Genomic DNA, 15,626 nt, shown 5'->3' on the forward strand with positions numbered 1-15,626 from the left:
ACGCAGTCAGTATATCGGCCCTGGCCAGCGGACAGTCAGACGACGGCGTCCAGGCTTTCGGAGATCCGCAGGGTGGATCCGTTGCGGTTCTTGACTACCTGCAGCTGGGTGCTGATCCGCTGTTTCATCTCGGCAACATGGCTGACCAATCCCACTACCCTCCCGCCGTCACGAAGTCCTTCGAGGGCATCCATGACCTGTTCCAGGGATTGGTCGTCCAGGCTGCCGAAGCCCTCATCAACGAACAGGGTTTCGATTTCCACCCCTCCGGATTCCTGCTGGACCACGTCGGCAAGTCCCAGGGCCAGGGAGAGCGAGGCCATGAAGGACTCACCTCCGGAAAGCGTGGAGGTGTCCCGGCGGAATCCTGTCCACTGATCCACTACTTCCAGTCCCAGTCCCGACTTTGCACCGCGGGCGGCCTTGGCGTCCGTGTGCTGGAGAAGGTACCGGCCGTCGCTCATGGCCACCAGGCGTTCGGATGCAGCAAGGGCCACCTGTTCCAGCCGCGCGGCCAGGACATAGCTCGTCAGGCTCATCCGGTACGTGTTCTCGCCCCGCCCGGCTGCGGCGTCGGCCAATCCCGAAAGCATCTGCGCCCGCTCTGCGGGCTCACGCGAGGAGCAGGCCAGCGCTTCATATTCGGCGGCGATGGACTTGAGCGATGCCAGGCACCGGCCGGCCAGACCGGCAGCGAGATCGGCCTCCCGCGCCGCATTCCGGGCTTCGGCCGCGACGAGGCGCAGCCCCGCCAGCCGTCCCTCGTCTGCAACGTATCCGCCGGCCGCTTCGTCCAGTGCGAGCACGATGTCTTCTGACTCAAACAGCCCGGCAACGCGGGCTGCTTCGTCCTGGGCGGCACGGATGGCGGACTCAAGGGCTGCCAGTTCAGCGGCGCCGAGGAGCTGGCTGCGGGCCTCGCCCGCACTGGCGAAGCCGGCAGCCGGCAGGGCCCCTTCCAGATGCTCCCGGGCTTCGGCTGCCTGCAGCCGCGCACCGTCCAGGCGCGCCTGCGCTTCGACGGCTTTATCCAGTACTGCAGCCGCCTCTTCAAGTGCCCGCAGCCGGCGGTCCAGGCTGCGGTGGCCGCCCCGAAGGCCGGCCAGCGCTGTGTCCAGGGCCGCGACCTGTTCAGCCAGGTCGGCGAGGGACGCCGTGGTTTGGGACAGCTCCGCCTCCGTTTCGGCCAGCGTGGCCCGGGCCTGGGTGAGGCCTGTGTCCAGGGCGTCCAGCCGCTGCCGCCTGTCCTGCAGCTCCTTCGCGGCCTGCTCGGCGTCCACCGCCGCGGCAAGGGCCTCAGCCGCGCCGGAGCGTGCCTCCTTCATCGGCGTGGTCCCGCCCTGGCCGGCGAGGACGGCCACGGCCTGCTGCGCCTCGGCAAGATCTGCGGCAACCAGGGCATGGGCTGCCTCAGCAGCCTCGTAAAGGCCATGGGCCCGTTCCTCATCCTGGGCAAGGGCCGGTCCTCCGGTGCCCGCATCTGCCGGGCCGGGGTGGTGTCCGCTTCCGCAGACGGGGCAGGGGCTTCCGGGAACCAGCCCCGCTGCCAGTTCCGCGGCAGCGTTGGCCAGACGTTCCTCCCGCAGGTCCAGCCAGCGGCGTTTCGCCTCCAGGAGGTTCTCCCGCGAGTCTTCATGGCGGCCCTTGGCCCGGTCCCTGTGCTCGACGGCGGTCCCGTAGCGGCGGACGACGTCCAGCAGCTCCGCCGCAGCTCCGGCTTCCTTGCGCCGCAGCGCGGCTTCCACGGAACGGCCCTCCAGCTGGTCCATGCCGTCCGCGAGCTGTTCACGTTCTGCCACCAGGCGCGCGGCGCGCTGGCCCAGCGTCCCGACGGAGAGTTCCAGCTCCCCCAGCCTGCCGGCCAGCCCTTGGTGCCGCTTCCGCAGGTCCTGGAGCCTGCCTTCGTCAGGGAGCCGTGCCTCGACGACGGCCAGCAGCGAACGCAGCCTGCCCAGTTCCTCCGCAGCCCCTGGCAGGCTCCCCCGGGCATCCTCGGGCGCGCCCGGGCTGGAAACGGTATCCTCGGTTATCTCAATGCTGAGCTGGGCCAGTTCGCCGCCGTCCCCGGCGGCCAGGCGGAGCAACGTCATGGCCGATTCGGCGGCCGCGGCGGCGCCGCGGACCTTGGCGGCTGCGGCATCCACCGCCTGCAGTTGCCCTTGGAGAACCTCGGCCTGGCGGTGCCGCGCAAGCCGGGAGGCAGTTTCTTCATGCTGCGCGGTCCCTGCCTGGACGGCCTGTTGCCGTGCCACGGCCGCTTTGAGTTTTCGGTGCCGCTCATGGCGCGCAGCCTCCTGCTCAGCCTCTGCGCGGCGGTCCTGGTTGACTGCTTCAGCAGCTGCGGCCTGTTCCGTGAGTTCGGCCAGGCGCACGCCGGCAGAAGCCTGCAGCCAGTCAAGGCGGCGTGGGATGTCATCCGCCGGCGGCGCCCCCGCCTCAGAAAGCTGGAGCGGGGCTGCCTCGGTCTCGGCACGCGAGGCCAGGAGGCCGAGTTGCGCGGACAGGACGGCCACGTCCTCCCGTGCGGCGGCGGCCTGCCGGGACAGTTCCTGTTCCAGGGCTTCAAACCTCTGGGTGCCGAAGAGCTTCTGCAGCAGGTCCAGCCGGTCAGCAGCCTTGGAACGCAGGAAGGCAGCGAAATCTCCCTGCGGCAGCATCACCACCCGGGTGAACTGTTCACGGTCCATGCCCAGCAGGGCCATGATCTCTGCACCCGCTTCATCATTGCGGGCGGACTTCTCCACCCAGGCGCCGTCCACCCGTTCGCGGAGCAGTGTCTTGGCCTGCTGGACCGTGAAGCCGTTCTTTCCACGGGCGCTGGGCTTTTCCCATGCCGGGGAGCGGGTCACTTCGAAGCGGCGTCCCTGTGCGGAAAATTCACAGGTAACGGCGGGTTCCTGCCCGGGCTCGGCGTGGTCGCTGCGCAGCCGTTTACCGTCCTGCCGTGCGCCCGGCACGGAGCCGTAGAGGGCAAAGCAGATGGCATCCAGGACGCTGGTCTTGCCGGCACCGGTGGGCCCGTTCAGCAGGAACAGGCCGTGCGCGCTGAGGCGGTCGAAGTCGATGTCTTCGGTTCCGGCGAAGGGCCCGAACGCGCAGATGCGCAGTTGGTGGATCCTCACCGCGAGACCTCCAGGAGCCTGACGTTTTCCAGGGCGGCCGCGAGCGCAGTTCTTTCCGCGGGGTCGGCGCTCCTTCCCCGCACGTGGTCCAGGAACCCGCAGCAGACGGCGAGGTCGTCCGGCGCGCCTGCGAGCCTGCTGCTGTAGCTGGCCTCCGTGGCGGCTGCGGCGCCCTGGGGATCGAAGGCAAGGACCAGCGTGTCCGGGAACCTGGCGCGCAGCCGTTCCATGGCACGGGAAGGGCGCTGGGAATCCGTCAGGGTGATCTGGCAATACGCGTTTTCAGCCCAGGCATGCCCCGGATCCGCCAGCAGCTCCTCCAGCGGTCCGCGGAGAACGGCCAGGGAACGCGGGGCCTCCCAGAGGACTTCCGCCACCGACGCAACGCCCTCCGGGCCGATATTCACCAGCCAGGCACCCTTCTGGTGCGTGGACTCGGAAAAGGAATAGGCCAGTGGTGACCCCGAGTACCTGACCGAATCGGACAGCTTCTGCCGACCGTGCAGGTGGCCCAGGGCGGTGTAGCTGAAACCGTCAAACAGGTCCAGCGGAACAGCTCCCACGCCGCCGATGCTGAGGTCCCGCTCGCTGTCAGAACTGATGCCTCCGCTGGCGAAGGTATGGGCCAGGACCACCGAGTGGATGGTGGCGGAGGCAGCGCGCCGGGCGATGTCCTCCCGGATCAGGCCGGTTGCCGCACGGGTGACCTCGAAATGGCTTGCCGTGTCCACCCCCAGCTGTTCGGCGACCATCCTGGGCTCAAGCCACGGGATGCCGTAGAGCGCCAGGACGGCGTCCTTCCCCGCAGCATCCGTTCCCAGCGGCAGCAGCAGTGGCTGGTCGAGGTCCTCCACCCTGGTGCGCAGGTGCACTCCCCCGCGTTCCAGCAGGCGGGATGCGAACCCAAGGCGGATGGCGGAGTCGTGGTTGCCGCTGGTGAGGACCACTTTTGCGCCCGCGGCAGTGAGCCGGACCAGTGCGTCGTCAAGCAGGTGGACCACGTCCACGCCCGGAAGCGCCCGGTCATAGACGTCGCCGGCGATCAGGACAACGTCAACGCTGTCCCGCCCAACCGCCGCCACCAGCTGGTCGACGAAAGCCCGCTGGGCGTCCAGCATGCCGACGCCGTGGAAGGAGCGGCCAAGGTGCCAGTCCGAGGTGTGAAGTAACCGCATATTCCTAAGCTATCGGCAGCCACTGACAGTGCAGAAAAACGCCGCGGCAAACAGCGCTCAGGACCTTTTTCCGTCGAAGAACTCCTGGGCCTCGCTCACGCCGGGCCTCTCCTGGCGGCCAGCCTCACCGGGGACTCCCTCATTCACGTCGGCGTCGTTGTCGGCGGCGGGTTCGGCTTCGGCAGCGCCGTCGGGTTCATCGGCAGCCTGCTCGTCCACATGGGGAGCCGGGGAATCAGCCAAGGCCGTGATACGGAACACCAGCCCGGCAATGGCAGCTCCAGCCAGCGGCGCCACCAGGAAGACCCACAGCTGCTCCATCGCCCAGCCGGAGCTGAAGACGGCGGACGCGACCGCACGGGCAGGGTTGAATGGCAGGTTTCCCACCGACTGGCCCACTTGGAGCAGCGCAGCAAAGGACAGTCCGACGGCGACGGGCGCCACCGTGCGGCTTCCGCCTTCACGGCCGGCGGCCCCCAGGAAGACAGCCACGATGATGGCGGCGCCCAGCAGTTCCAGGAGGACGACGGCCGCGAGCGGAGCCTGGATGATGGAGTGCTCACCGAAGCCGGCGGCCACGGTGTCGAAGGCGGTGCGGCTGTCCGGGATGCTGGGCAGGGTGCGCAGGATTCCGAACAGGGCCAGGGCGCCCACCAGGGCCCCGAGGATCTGGGCGGCGGCGTACGCGGCGGCCGCGCCGGCCCGGATCCGTCCGGCCAGGAGGTGCCCCAGGGTGATGGCCGGGTTGAAGTGGCCGCCGGAGATATGCCCGAAGGCCAGCATTGCCGCGGTAATGGCCAGGCCGGCAGCCAGGGCGGAGGGGACGGGGCTGGACTGCGGAATGCTGAACAGCGGCACGCCCAGCCCGGCCACCGCCAGGAAGAGGCTGCCGAAGGCCTCGGCCGCCAGTCGGGGCAGCAGGCCGGTGGGCGCGGCAGCCGTGACTCCGGGCTGCACTGCGTCGCGGGCTGGGACAGGGGTGCTCATGGTGGGACCTTTGCGTTTGGGTTCTGGAGTCAGGCTGCTGCTGGTTGCTGCGGCGCCGCGGCCGTCCAGCAATGTGTTGCGGCGGCGCCGGTGGCGCCGGTGGCGCCGGACAACCCGAGCAGTATTCCAGCCCAGGCTGTGCGTTTGCTGGACGGCAGCTGTCTGCCGGGGTGCCGGGACAGGGTGCTGCCGGGCAACGGCGGGAGCGCTGGCCCCGGGCTACGGACGGTAAATTTACTCCATGAGCTCTAACCACGGCATCCCCGCGCCTACCCTTCCGTCCCGCATCCGCGGTTCCCTGCTGGGCGGGGCGCTGGGCGATGCCCTGGGCTATGCCGTGGTGTCCGATTCCATCGCCGACATCCGGGAGCGGTTCGGGGCGCAGGGCCTGGCAGGGTTCGAGGACCTGCAAGGCCCCTGCCATTTCTCCGATGACACCCAACTAACCCTGTACACGGTGGACGGACTGGTGGAGGCGCTGGAGTGGGCAAACTCCGGCGTGGGAGCGGACGTGAACGCGTGCCTGTGGCTGGCCTACCTGCGCTGGCTGGCCACCCAGGGTGAGGATGCCGGGCCGTCCGCACCGGCGCCCCAGCCGCGCTGGATCGACGGCAATGAGGTGCTCAGGCAGCGCAGGCATCCAGACAAGGTCTGCATCAGCGGGCTGGCATCCGGTGAAATGGGAACCGCGATGCGTCCGGTGAACCCCGAGGCCAGAGGCGCCGGCACCGTAATGCGTTCGGCACCGTTCGGGCTGGTGCCGCACATCACGCCCGACGCCGTCTACAAGTTGAGTGCCGACGCCGCCGCGCTGACGCATGGACATCCTGCCGCGCGGCAGAGTGCGGGCATCTTCAGCCTCCTGATCCACCGGCTGGTGTCCGGGGAGGAGCTGCGGGACGCCGCTGACGGCGTGACAGCGCATGCGGCCACCCTGGTGGACGTGGCCCCGGAGCTGCCGCAACGCCTTGAAGCCGCCCTCCGGCTCGCGGAGAAAGCAGATGTCGGCCCGGAGGAACTGCTCCAGGTGCTGGGCGGAGGCTGGACGGCGGAGGAAGCACTCGCCGTCGCGCTTTATGCCGTCCTCGCCACGCTCCCCGCCGAGGCTGCCGACGCGCAGCCCGCCGTGCATTTCCGGAGGGCCCTCGCGGTGGCGGTGAACCACAGCGGCGGCAGCGACACGGCAGGATCCCTGGCGGGGAACATCCTGGGTGCGCTGTACGGCGAGGCATGCCTGCCGGCGGAATGGCTTGAGGCCCTGGAAGCGCCGGAGGTCATCCGGGGCATGGCGGATCAGTTGGTGAAGGTTACGACCGGCGAAGGCTGATGTTGTTGCAGGCCTCGCAGACGTCCTCCGGGATCACTCCGCGGCGCTGCAGGAACCCGAAGATCGTGCATCCCAGGCAGAATCCGGCGAAGGCCTCCAGCGACGCAGCTATCACCAGGACGCCCAGGAGCGTCCAGGCTGCCGGCGCCGCACCGGCGGTCAACAGGAGCAGGGCGGCGGTGGATACTGCCGCGCCGATCCCCTGCGCAAAGCGCTTGGGCGGTCCCGGAACCAGCTTCACCATTCCCAGCCGCGGGGTAATCACCTTGACCGAAAGCAGTGCCAGGGGCGAAATCCTGGGGCCGAACAGCAACCGCAGCCAGAACCCGACGGCAATGGCCGCGAGCCCCCATCCGGAATTGGCCACGGCGGTGACGACGGCGAGCAGCACCACGAGCGCTGCCGTGGTGCGGGCGGCGTACTCGTTGACTGGGTTGGGAAAAGCGAACAGGGAGGCCATGACGCAAGGGTAGGAGGCAGCTGCCGGGGCGGCCAAGCTTTGTTGCGCCGCGTGACTGCGCCCCTTCCCGGCGGATGGGTCAGGCGCTGACGGCGGGTGCGCGTGCGCCCGCCCAGGCTTCCCCGGCGCTGTGGAGCGGCCCCGGCGCTGCGTCCCCGCTGCCCACCATCTGCAGGAACTCACCCTCGGACAGTACTTCGATGGCCTGCCCCCGCTCGTGGAGCTCCAGGACCCGGCGCGCCTTGCCGGTGAGCCGGCCCGAGCGCAGGTCCGCGGCAACGAACCCGTCCCCCACCACCAGGACGGTCGTCCGGGCGGTGACCCGGCTCTCGGTCCGCGCCCCGCACCGGGCCGACCGCAGTTTGGCTTCCGGACGGTTGATGGAGAGCTGCCCGGTGAACACCACCGTCTGGGCGTACAACGGATGGCCGGGCTCGGCGTCGAGGTTGGGCTCCGGGTTCAGTCCTTCCTCGGGCCAGCCGGACTGGAACCGGCGGACCAGGGCGGCCCCATTGCCGGAAGCACCCGCCATGGCCGTGAGGCTGGGCTTTGAGAGGTCCCCGGTGGCTGGATCGAAGGCCTGCTGCCGGGGCATGGCCAGTCCCAGGGACAAGTACAGTTCGGCGATGCTGTTGGCACCGTTGCGCGCGGCGATATCGATGAGGATGCCCGCACAGGCACGTGCATCCTCTGTAGCGTCGTGGTGGTTGACCAGCGGCACGCCCGCTTCCTCGGCTGCGAACGGGAGGGAATTGGATACCAGGGAGTAGCAGCGCCGCGACAGCATGACGGTGCAGACGTAGTCGTAGGCGGGCCCGGGCAGGCCCGATACTTCCAGCGCCGAGCGGATCACGCCCAGGTCGAAGGCGGCGTTGTGTGCGGCCAGCACATCGTCGCCGATGAACGCGCCGATTTCAGGGAACAGCTCGCCGAAACGGGGCATGCCGGCCACGTCGGCGGGAGTGATGCCGTGGATCCTGACATTGTGGTGGGCGAAGGAGTCGTACCCCGCCGGCGGACGCATCAGCCAGGAGGCCTCCGCAACGATCTTTCCGCCCCTCACCTTCGTCAGCCCCACAGAGCACGGGGAGCCCCGGAAGCCGTTGGCCGTTTCGAAGTCGATCGCCGTAAAGTTCAAACCCACGGCCCCTACCTTACCGCCGGGGAGCACCCAGCCCGGGAAGCACAGGCCCGTCAAGTAACCTTGAGGGGTGAACTTTCCTGTGATGAATGACCTCGCTGTGTCCATGCTGGGCGGTGCGGGACCGGTCCAGCCGAAAATGGCATCCTTCCTGCCCGATTGGCTGAACCCCCAGGTCTTCCTGGCCGATCCCGCACTCGCCCCCTGGGTGGTCCTGCTGGTGTGCGGAATCGTCTTCGCCGAAACCGGCCTGCTGGTGGGTTTCTTCCTGCCGGGCGATTCCATGCTGTTCACCGCGGGCCTGCTGGTGGCCACGGACACCATCAAGTTCAACATCTGGCTCCTTGCCCTGCTGATCGTTGTCTCAGCCATCATCGGCAACCAGACCGGCTACCTCATCGGGTCCAAGGCCGGCCCTGCCCTCTTCAACAAGCCCAACTCGCGGCTCTTCAAGCGCGAGAACGTCGAGAATGCGCACGCGTTCTTTGAAAAGCACGGCGGCAAGGCCCTGATCCTGGCCCGTTTCGTGCCGATCATCAGGACCTTTGTTCCGGTGATCGTCGGCGTGGCGCAGATGAGCCGGAAGAAGTTCTTCATCTACAACGTCATCGGCGCGGCGCTGTGGGGCGGCGGCGTGACGCTGCTCGGCTACCTGCTGGGAGACAAGGTTCCCTGGGTCCGCGACAACCTGGACATCATCTTCATCGCCATCGTGCTGGTCTCGGTGATTCCCATCGGCATCGAGCTCCTGCGCGGGATGTCCGCGCGGCGCCAGGCGGCCGCCTATGGTACCGACGCCGTCGATGAGTTCATCGAGGAGCACGGGCCGGAAGAGGAGCAGAAGACTCCCCGCAACATCCGTGGCGGACGGCCGGAATAGCAGGCCTCCACCCACTCCTGATTGACAGAAAAGGTGCGCACCCCGCCTGGGTGCGCACCTTCTTTGCGTGTTCTCTCAGCCGGCCGCCTCCAGCGCCGCCACAATCGAGGGCAGCAGTGCCCGGAAGGCCTTGCCCCGGTGGCTGATGGCGTTCTTCTCCTCGGCGGACAGCTCGGCGCAGCTGCGGTCCTCGCCCACCGGCTGCAGCACGGGATCATAGCCAAAGCCGCCGGCGCCGCGTGGTTCACGGAGCAGGACCCCCTCCAGCTGTCCATACTCCACCACCTCGCGCCCGGGGCCCTCGGCTTCCGCGGGCATGGCCAGCGCGGCAGCACAAACAAAGGCAGCACCGCGGTGTTCGTCAGGAACATCGGACAGCTGGTTCAGCAGCAGCTCCAGGTTGGCGGCATCGTCACCGTGCCGTCCCGCCCAGCGGGCGGAGAAGATCCCCGGAGCCCCGCCCATGACGTCCACGGCCAGCCCCGAGTCGTCGGCGATCGCCACCAGCCCGGTGGCGCCGGCCACCGCGCGCGCTTTCAGCAGGGAGTTCTCGGCGAACGTCACGCCGGTTTCGACGACGTCCAGCGCACCCGCCGCCGCTGCGTCCACCACCTGGGTGTCGACGTCGAGCCCCGGCACCTGTCCGCGCAGCAGTTCACGGAGTTCGCGAAGTTTTCCTTTGTTGTGCGTGGCGAGCACCAGCCGGGGAGCCGCACCGCTCACAGGGTGTCGGCCAGGGTCTCGCGCTGGATGGCGGCCAGCTCAGCGGTGCCCAGCAGCGCCAGGTCCAGGAGCTGGTTCAGCTCATCCCGGTCGAACGGGGCACCCTCTGCGGTGCCCTGCACCTCCACAAACTTGCCCGAGCCGGTGACCACCACGTTCATGTCGGTCTCCGCCCGGACGTCCTCCACGTAGGGCAGGTCAAGCATGGGGACGCCGTCGATGATTCCGACGGACACGGCCGCGATGGTGTCGATGAGTGGCTGGGCGTTCCTGGCGATGAGTTTGGTGTCGCGGGCGAACCGGATGGCGTCAGCCAGGGCCACATAGGCGCCGGTGATCGCTGCGGTCCGTGTGCCGCCGTCGGCCTGGAGGACGTCGCAGTCCAGCACGATGGTGTTCTCGCCGAGGGCCTTGGTGTCGATGATGGACCGCAGCGAACGCCCGATCAGGCGCGATATTTCGTGCGTGCGGCCACCGATCTTCCCCTTGACGGATTCGCGGTCCGAACGCGTGTTGGTGGCACGGGGCAGCATGGCGTACTCGGCCGTGACCCAGCCGCGGCCTTCGCCCTTGAGCCAGCGCGGGACACCGGCGGTCAGGGATGCCGTGCACAGGACCCTGGTGTTGCCGAACTCGATCAGCGCAGATCCCTCAGCCTGGTTGGACCATCCGCGGGTGATGCTGATGGGCCGGAGCTGGTCGGGGGCACGGCCGTCGGCGCGCACAATGGGCACTGCTGTTGCTTCAGATGTCATGCCTTTAGCTTATCGAGTGCCGGTGGGGCAGGCAGGCGCAGTGGGATCGGGCGCAGCTAGATGGTGTAGTGCACGCCCGCCACGGCAACCGCCACATCGCCGGGAAACACGGGACGGGCTTCGGCCATCACGGTGGTCTGGGATGTCCACACCGGGATGTGGGTCAGCAGGAGCCGCCGCGCGCCGGCTGCCGCGGCTGCCTCCCCGGCCCGCTTGCCCGTCAGGTGAACATCGTTGATGCCGTCGTCGCGGCCTTCTTCGAAGGCTGCCTCGCACAGGAACAGGTCGGCGTCCTTGGCTGCTTCCTCAAGTCCGGCGCAGGAATCGGTGTCGCCCGAATAGGTCAGGACCCGGGACAGCGGACTTCCGTCCTTGCCGGGTTCCACCACTTCCACGCGGAGGGCGTAGGCCTCCTCGATGGGGTGGTTCACGGCGAACGGGGTGATGGTGAACGGCCCCACGGTCACGGGTTCGCGTTCGGTCCAGTTGGTGAAGTCGAACTCTTCATGCATGCCGGGATCCAGGGGCAGTCCGTAGGCGGTGGCCATCCGGTCTGCCGTGGCGGCGGGCCCCCACACGGGAATCCGGCCGCGGCCCCAGCCTCCCGGCTTCCAGCGGATGGCAACGTGCAGCCCGCACAGGTCCATGCAGTGGTCCGGGTGCAGGTGGGTGAGGAAGATCGCATCGATGTCCTCCAGGTCGGTGTAGCGCTGGATGGCTCCGAGCGCTCCGCTGCCGAGGTCCATCACCACTTTCCAGGTCCGCTCGCCGTCCGTGGCGGTCAGGAGGTAGCACGACGCCGGGGACCCGGGCCCGGGGAATGAGCCCGTGCATCCCACAATGGTCAGCTTCACAGGGCGGACCCTCCGCCGCGGCGCGCACCGGTGAATCCGCCGCCCACGAAGTTGGAGGTCCTGGGCCGGTTGCGCGCGCTTTGCGCGGCGGCAATCATCTCAGGGGTGATCCGTGCCAGGCTGCCCGTGGGGTACTGCGCGGCCACATGGTCCACGTGCCGGACCGACAGTACTTCCGGGCCCAGGAACCGGCGGGCGAGCGCTTCGAACTGCCCGGCGTCACCCGTGGCCACGAAGTGGTGCTCGGGCGGGGCCTCCGAGGTGCGCTGCAGGTTGTGGGTGGCCAGGGCACGGTAGACGTCCTTGGCGGTTTCTTCCGCGCTTGAGACCAGGGTGACGTCGGCGCCCATGACGTAGGAAATGACGCCGGTCAGCAGCGGGTAGTGGGTGCAGCCCAGGACCACGGTGTCCACGCCGGCGGCCTGCAGCGGCGCCAGGTATTCCTCTGCGACCGCGAGAAGGGCCGCGCCGGTGGTGATGCCGGCCTCCACATAGTTGACGAATTCCGGGCAAGCCACGGAGGTGATGTCCAGGTCGGGTGCTGCGGCGAAGGTGTCCTCGTAGGCGCGGGACCCCACCGTGGCGGAGGTGCCGATCACGCCCACCTTTCCACTGCGCGTGGCCGCGACGGCGCGGCGGACCGCGGGCTGGATCACCTCGATGACCGGGATGCCGTACTTGGCGGTGTAGCGTTCGCGGGCGTCACGAAGGACAGCGGCCGACGCCGAGTTGCAGGCGATGGTGAGCAGCTTGACTCCGGAGTCCACCAGTTCGTCCATCACGCCCAGGGCGTTGGCGCGCACCTCGGCGATGGGGAGCGGTCCGTACGGCCCGTGGGCGGTATCCCCCACGTAAAGGATTGACTCGTTGGGAAGCTGGTCAATGATGGAGCGGGCCACGGTAAGCCCGCCGACTCCGGAATCGAAGACGCCGATGGGGCGGGATTCAGGGGCGGCGGCCGGAAGGTCGCTTTCGGCGGCCGCCGGCTGTGTTTCCGCCGGTGGTTCCATGCTCGGGGCTGTTGTCATGATTATTCGAGGATAGGTGGTCCCGGAAGCGTCAGCCATCATCTTGTGTCCGGCAACTCATGTCTGCTGTGTCACAGCGGACGGCCTCCCCTGGGCCGCCGACGCTCACCGCTTGGATTCCATCGACTGCAGCATGGCCTGCACCAGCGACTCCTGGAGCCAGGTGGTGAAGTTGTACACCAGCGCCAGGTAGCTCTCCACGTCCTCGGCCTGGGACCAGTCCTGCATGCGGTGGACGTGTTCGGCGTCGGCCTCGTCCCGGATGTCCAGCCGCTCCGCCAGGACCAGCCGCACGTCGTTCAACGCCATGGACCAGTGCCGGGCCCCTTCAGGCGTCAGCACGATCTCGTCCTTGTCCAGGTCCAGGGCAGCCGCCCGGAGGGCACCGATCTTTGTTTCCCGCAGCGACCGCTCGGTGAGCTGGCGGAACTCAAGGGACGCGGCGCCGTCGTCCTTCACCACGTTGGGAAGCAGCCGTTTGACGGCACGGTCCGTGGGTTCGGCCACGTCCATGTCCAGGCCGATGAGTGCGGCAAGCGGGTCCTGTCCCGTGCGGTCCTCGGGCTGGAGCATGGAGATGACGTCGTCGATGAGGCTGCGGAGCAGGTCCCGCTCGGCGGGTTCCAGGAAGCCCGTGATGCCCTTAAGCCCGTATTTGAATGCCTTAGCCACGCTTCCCCTTACCCTGGCCCGGACCGCCGGACTTGCCTGAATTGCCGCCGGGGCCGCCGCTGGCCTTTTCCACCGTGGCCCAGAGCCCAAAACCGTGCATGGCCACCGCGTGGCGCTCCACTTGTTCCTTGCTGCCGGAGGCAACGATGGAACGGCCCTTCTTGTGGACTTCCATCATGAGCTTGTTGGCTTTGCTCTCGGAGTAGCCAAAGTAGCTTTGGAAAACATAGCTGACGTAGCTCATCAGGTTGACGGGATCGTTCCAGATCACCAGGTTCCAGGGGATGTCCGGCGCGGTCAGGGAGTCGGTGGACTCTGCTGTGCCGGTCCGGATGCCCTCCTGTGTATCAGGGCCGGGCGCAACGCTTATGGTCATCTGTCCATTCTATGGGGAGGGTGGGCCCACGCCGGCGAGGGCCCCGCGGCGAAGCGAAGCGAGACGAGGGAGCCGGTGGGTGGGCCCACGCCGGCGAGGGCCCCACGGCGAAGCGAAGCGAGACGAGGGAGCCGGTGGGGACTAGAGTGACTTTCGTGAGCACCTCAGCCGGCTGGGACCATCCCCGCACGTCCTTTTACACCGACCACTACGAGCTGACCATGCTGCAGGCGTCCCTCCATTCAGGGGCAGCGCACCGCAGGTCCGTGTTCGAAGCGTTTGCGCGGCGCCTGCCTGACGGCCGGCGCTACGGCATTGTGGCCGGTACCGGACGCCTCCTGGAAGGCATTGCGAATTTCCGCTTCGGCGAGGCTGAGCTGGACTTCCTGGAGCGCACCAAGGTGGTCAACCAGGAAACGCTGGAGTATCTGGCCAACTACAAGTTCGCCGGTGACATCTGGGGTTACGCCGAGGGGGAGGCGTATTTCCCCAACTCCCCCATCCTGGTGGTGGAGGCCTCCTTCGCCGAGGCCTGCATGCTGGAGACCTACCTGCTGTCCGTCCTCAACCATGACACCGCCATCGCGTCCGCTGCGTCCCGGATGGTCAGTGCAGCCGGCGGCCGTCCCTGCATTGAAATGGGCTCCCGGCGCACCCATGAGGAGGCCGCCACCGCATCCGCGCGTGCGGCAATCATCGCCGGCTTTGACAGCACGTCCAACCTGGAGGCGGGCATCCGCTACGGCGTGAAGACCGTCGGCACTGCAGCCCACTCGTTCACGCTGCTGCACGATACCGAGCGGGAGGCCTTCGAGGCCCAGCTTGCCTCGCTGGGCGAGGGCACGTCGCTGCTGGTGGATACCTACGACGTCGAAAAGGCCGTCCGCACGGCCGTTGAGCTGGCGGGACCCAACCTGGGCGGCGTCCGGCTGGACTCTGGCGACCTGGTGGCCCAGGCGCAGTGGGTGCGCCGGCTCCTGGACGACCTCGGCAACGAGCACACCAAGATCGTGGTCACCTCGGACCTGGACGAATACGCCATCGCTGCCCTGCAGTCAGCCCCTGTCGATTCCTACGGCGTCGGCACGTCGCTGGTAACCGGCTCCGGTGCCCCCACGGCAAGCATGGTCTACAAGCTGGTCAGCCGGGCGGACGACGACGGCACCTTCGTCTCCGTGGCCAAGGCGGCCAAGAACAAGGCCAGCGTGGGCGGCCGCAAGTACGCACTGCGGAAGCTGGACGATCGCGGTACCGCTACCGCGGAAGTCGTGGGAGTGGGCCACCGGCCGGAGGATGACGGCAACGACCGTCCGCTGCTGCAGCAGTTCATGAAGAACGGCGAACTGGTGCCGGGATGGACCGGCCACGAAGGCGTGCTGCGCGCACGGCAGCGCCACGCAGATTCCATGGCTGAGCTGCCCCCGGTGGTCAACCGCCTGCAGCGCGGCGAGGCAGCGATCCCCACCATCTACGAAGAAAACTGAGGAGCACTGATGTCCCGCGCTTTGATCATCGTGGACGTGCAGAACGATTTCTGCGAGGGCGGCTCGCTCGCCGTTCCCGGCGGTGCGGCAGTGGCCGGCGCCATCAGCGAGTACCTGGACGCCCACAACGGCGAATTTGACCATGTGGTGGCCACGCAGGACTGGCACATTGATCCCGGCAGCCACTTTTCCGATACGCCCGATTACAAGGACAGCTGGCCCCGGCACTGCGTGGCAGGCACCCGCGGGGCCGAGCTCCATCCGGACCTGGATACCGAGTACGTGGACGCGTACTTCCGGAAGGGCCAGTTCGCCGCCGCCTACTCGGGCTTCGAGGGCCTGCTGGCCCCTGAGGACGCCGTCCCCACCGGGGAACGCCAGCCCGGGGGCCTGCCCGGCGCCCAGGCAGGGCTGGAAACCGATGAGGACGCCATCGGCCTCGATGACTGGCTGCAGAGCCACGACGTGGAGGACGTGGTGGTGGTCGGCATCGCCACCGATTACTGCGTGAAGGCCACCGCCCTCGACGCCGTCCAGGCCGGCTACGGTGTCACGGTAGTGCGGCGGCTGACCGCCGGCATTGCCGAGGATTTGGAAGACGCCGTTGCGGAAATGGAACTCGGCGGGGCGGACGTCGCCTAA

The 15,626-nt window shown here is 68.3% G+C and carries 15 protein-coding genes; 4 read left to right on the top strand and 11 right to left on the bottom strand.

Features of this window, described 5'->3' with window-relative positions:
- Positions 1–35: 35 nt before the first annotated feature.
- Genes ACR65J_RS12585 through ACR65J_RS12595 form a run of 3 tightly spaced genes read right to left on the bottom strand, consistent with a single transcriptional unit; the run spans position 36 to position 5,284 of the window.
- Positions 36–3,122 carry an AAA family ATPase gene (locus ACR65J_RS12585; protein WP_440169323.1) on the bottom strand — a complete coding sequence of 1,029 codons (3,087 nt, stop codon included), beginning with the start codon at positions 3,120–3,122 and terminating at the stop codon, positions 36–38.
- On the bottom strand, positions 3,119–4,297 hold the full coding sequence (locus ACR65J_RS12590; RefSeq protein ID WP_440169326.1) for an exonuclease SbcCD subunit D: 1,179 nt from the start codon (positions 4,295–4,297) through the stop codon (positions 3,119–3,121). The genes ACR65J_RS12585 and ACR65J_RS12590 overlap by 4 nt, the downstream gene beginning before the upstream one ends.
- 57 nt (positions 4,298–4,354) lie before the next feature.
- The gene (locus ACR65J_RS12595; RefSeq protein WP_440169329.1) at positions 4,355–5,284 is read right to left on the bottom strand and encodes an MIP/aquaporin family protein; all 930 of its coding nucleotides are present in this window, start codon (positions 5,282–5,284) and stop codon (positions 4,355–4,357) included.
- Between the two features lie 241 nt (positions 5,285–5,525).
- Here ACR65J_RS12595 and ACR65J_RS12600 point away from each other — a divergent pair, with 241 nt between their 5' ends.
- Positions 5,526–6,611, top strand: a complete 1,086-nt coding sequence (locus ACR65J_RS12600; protein ID WP_440169331.1) for an ADP-ribosylglycohydrolase family protein — start codon at positions 5,526–5,528, stop codon at positions 6,609–6,611.
- Here the strand turns inward: ACR65J_RS12600 and ACR65J_RS12605 are convergent.
- Together ACR65J_RS12605 and ACR65J_RS12610 are read right to left on the bottom strand one after the other, a co-directional pair.
- Positions 6,592–7,071 carry a DUF4395 domain-containing protein gene (locus tag ACR65J_RS12605; RefSeq protein ID WP_440169333.1) on the bottom strand — a complete coding sequence of 160 codons (480 nt, stop codon included), beginning with the start codon at positions 7,069–7,071 and terminating at the stop codon, positions 6,592–6,594. The two genes, ACR65J_RS12600 and ACR65J_RS12605, sit on opposite strands and share 20 nt — an antisense overlap.
- 79 nt (positions 7,072–7,150) lie before the next feature.
- Positions 7,151–8,215 (bottom strand): 3'-5' exonuclease, encoded by a 1,065-nt coding sequence (locus ACR65J_RS12610; protein ID WP_440169335.1) that lies wholly within the window; start codon positions 8,213–8,215, stop codon positions 7,151–7,153.
- A gap of 82 nt (positions 8,216–8,297) precedes the next feature.
- Here ACR65J_RS12610 and ACR65J_RS12615 point away from each other — a divergent pair, with 82 nt between their 5' ends.
- The gene (locus ACR65J_RS12615) at positions 8,298–9,092 is read left to right on the top strand and encodes a DedA family protein (protein ID WP_440169602.1); all 795 of its coding nucleotides are present in this window, start codon (positions 8,298–8,300) and stop codon (positions 9,090–9,092) included.
- Between the two features lie 75 nt (positions 9,093–9,167).
- Here ACR65J_RS12615 and rdgB read toward each other — a convergent pair whose 3' ends face one another.
- From rdgB to clpS, 6 genes are all read right to left on the bottom strand, one after another.
- Positions 9,168–9,815: an RdgB/HAM1 family non-canonical purine NTP pyrophosphatase gene (gene rdgB / locus ACR65J_RS12620; RefSeq protein WP_440169337.1), complete on the bottom strand. Its 648-nt coding sequence runs from the start codon at positions 9,813–9,815 to the stop codon at positions 9,168–9,170.
- Entirely contained in the window at positions 9,812–10,570 is a 759-nt protein-coding gene (gene rph / locus ACR65J_RS12625) for a ribonuclease PH (RefSeq protein ID WP_440169339.1), read from the bottom strand. Before rph ends, rdgB begins: the two co-directional genes overlap by 4 nt.
- A gap of 56 nt (positions 10,571–10,626) precedes the next feature.
- Entirely contained in the window at positions 10,627–11,424 is a 798-nt protein-coding gene (locus tag ACR65J_RS12630; protein ID WP_440169341.1) for an MBL fold metallo-hydrolase, read from the bottom strand.
- Positions 11,421–12,452, bottom strand: a complete 1,032-nt coding sequence (murI, locus tag ACR65J_RS12635; RefSeq protein ID WP_440169344.1) for a glutamate racemase — start codon at positions 12,450–12,452, stop codon at positions 11,421–11,423. Before murI ends, ACR65J_RS12630 begins: the two co-directional genes overlap by 4 nt.
- A 105-nt stretch (positions 12,453–12,557) precedes the next feature.
- Positions 12,558–13,124: a DUF2017 domain-containing protein gene (locus ACR65J_RS12640; protein ID WP_440169346.1), complete on the bottom strand. Its 567-nt coding sequence runs from the start codon at positions 13,122–13,124 to the stop codon at positions 12,558–12,560.
- On the bottom strand, positions 13,117–13,500 hold the full coding sequence (gene clpS / locus ACR65J_RS12645; protein ID WP_440169348.1) for an ATP-dependent Clp protease adapter ClpS: 384 nt from the start codon (positions 13,498–13,500) through the stop codon (positions 13,117–13,119). The genes ACR65J_RS12640 and clpS overlap by 8 nt, the downstream gene beginning before the upstream one ends.
- A 155-nt stretch (positions 13,501–13,655) precedes the next feature.
- Here clpS and ACR65J_RS12650 point away from each other — a divergent pair, with 155 nt between their 5' ends.
- Positions 13,656–14,984 (top strand): nicotinate phosphoribosyltransferase, encoded by a 1,329-nt coding sequence (locus ACR65J_RS12650; RefSeq protein WP_440169350.1) that lies wholly within the window; start codon positions 13,656–13,658, stop codon positions 14,982–14,984.
- 9 nt (positions 14,985–14,993) lie between these two features.
- Complete coding sequence (locus tag ACR65J_RS12655) at positions 14,994–15,626, top strand: isochorismatase family protein (protein WP_440169353.1); 633 nt, start codon at positions 14,994–14,996, stop codon at positions 15,624–15,626.

The sequence above is a fragment of the Arthrobacter sp. SAFR-044 genome (assembly GCF_059414985.1).

Bases quoted from the DNA above. Each gene is read 5' to 3' on its own strand.
- ACR65J_RS12590 (WP_440169326.1), bottom strand. From the start codon at position 4,297: ATGCGGTTACTTCACACCTCGGACTGGCACCTTGGCCGCTCCTTCCAC.
- ACR65J_RS12595 (WP_440169329.1), bottom strand. From the start codon at position 5,284: ATGAGCACCCCTGTCCCAGCCCGCGACGCAGTGCAGCCCGGAGTCACG.
- ACR65J_RS12600 (WP_440169331.1), top strand. From the start codon at position 5,526: ATGAGCTCTAACCACGGCATCCCCGCGCCTACCCTTCCGTCCCGCATC.
- ACR65J_RS12605 (WP_440169333.1), bottom strand. From the start codon at position 7,071: ATGGCCTCCCTGTTCGCTTTTCCCAACCCAGTCAACGAGTACGCCGCC.
- ACR65J_RS12615 (WP_440169602.1), top strand. From the start codon at position 8,298: ATGAATGACCTCGCTGTGTCCATGCTGGGCGGTGCGGGACCGGTCCAG.
- rph (WP_440169339.1), bottom strand. From the start codon at position 10,570: ATGACATCTGAAGCAACAGCAGTGCCCATTGTGCGCGCCGACGGCCGT.
- murI (WP_440169344.1), bottom strand. From the start codon at position 12,452: ATGACAACAGCCCCGAGCATGGAACCACCGGCGGAAACACAGCCGGCG.
- clpS (WP_440169348.1), bottom strand. From the start codon at position 13,500: ATGACCATAAGCGTTGCGCCCGGCCCTGATACACAGGAGGGCATCCGG.
- ACR65J_RS12655 (WP_440169353.1), top strand. From the start codon at position 14,994: ATGTCCCGCGCTTTGATCATCGTGGACGTGCAGAACGATTTCTGCGAG.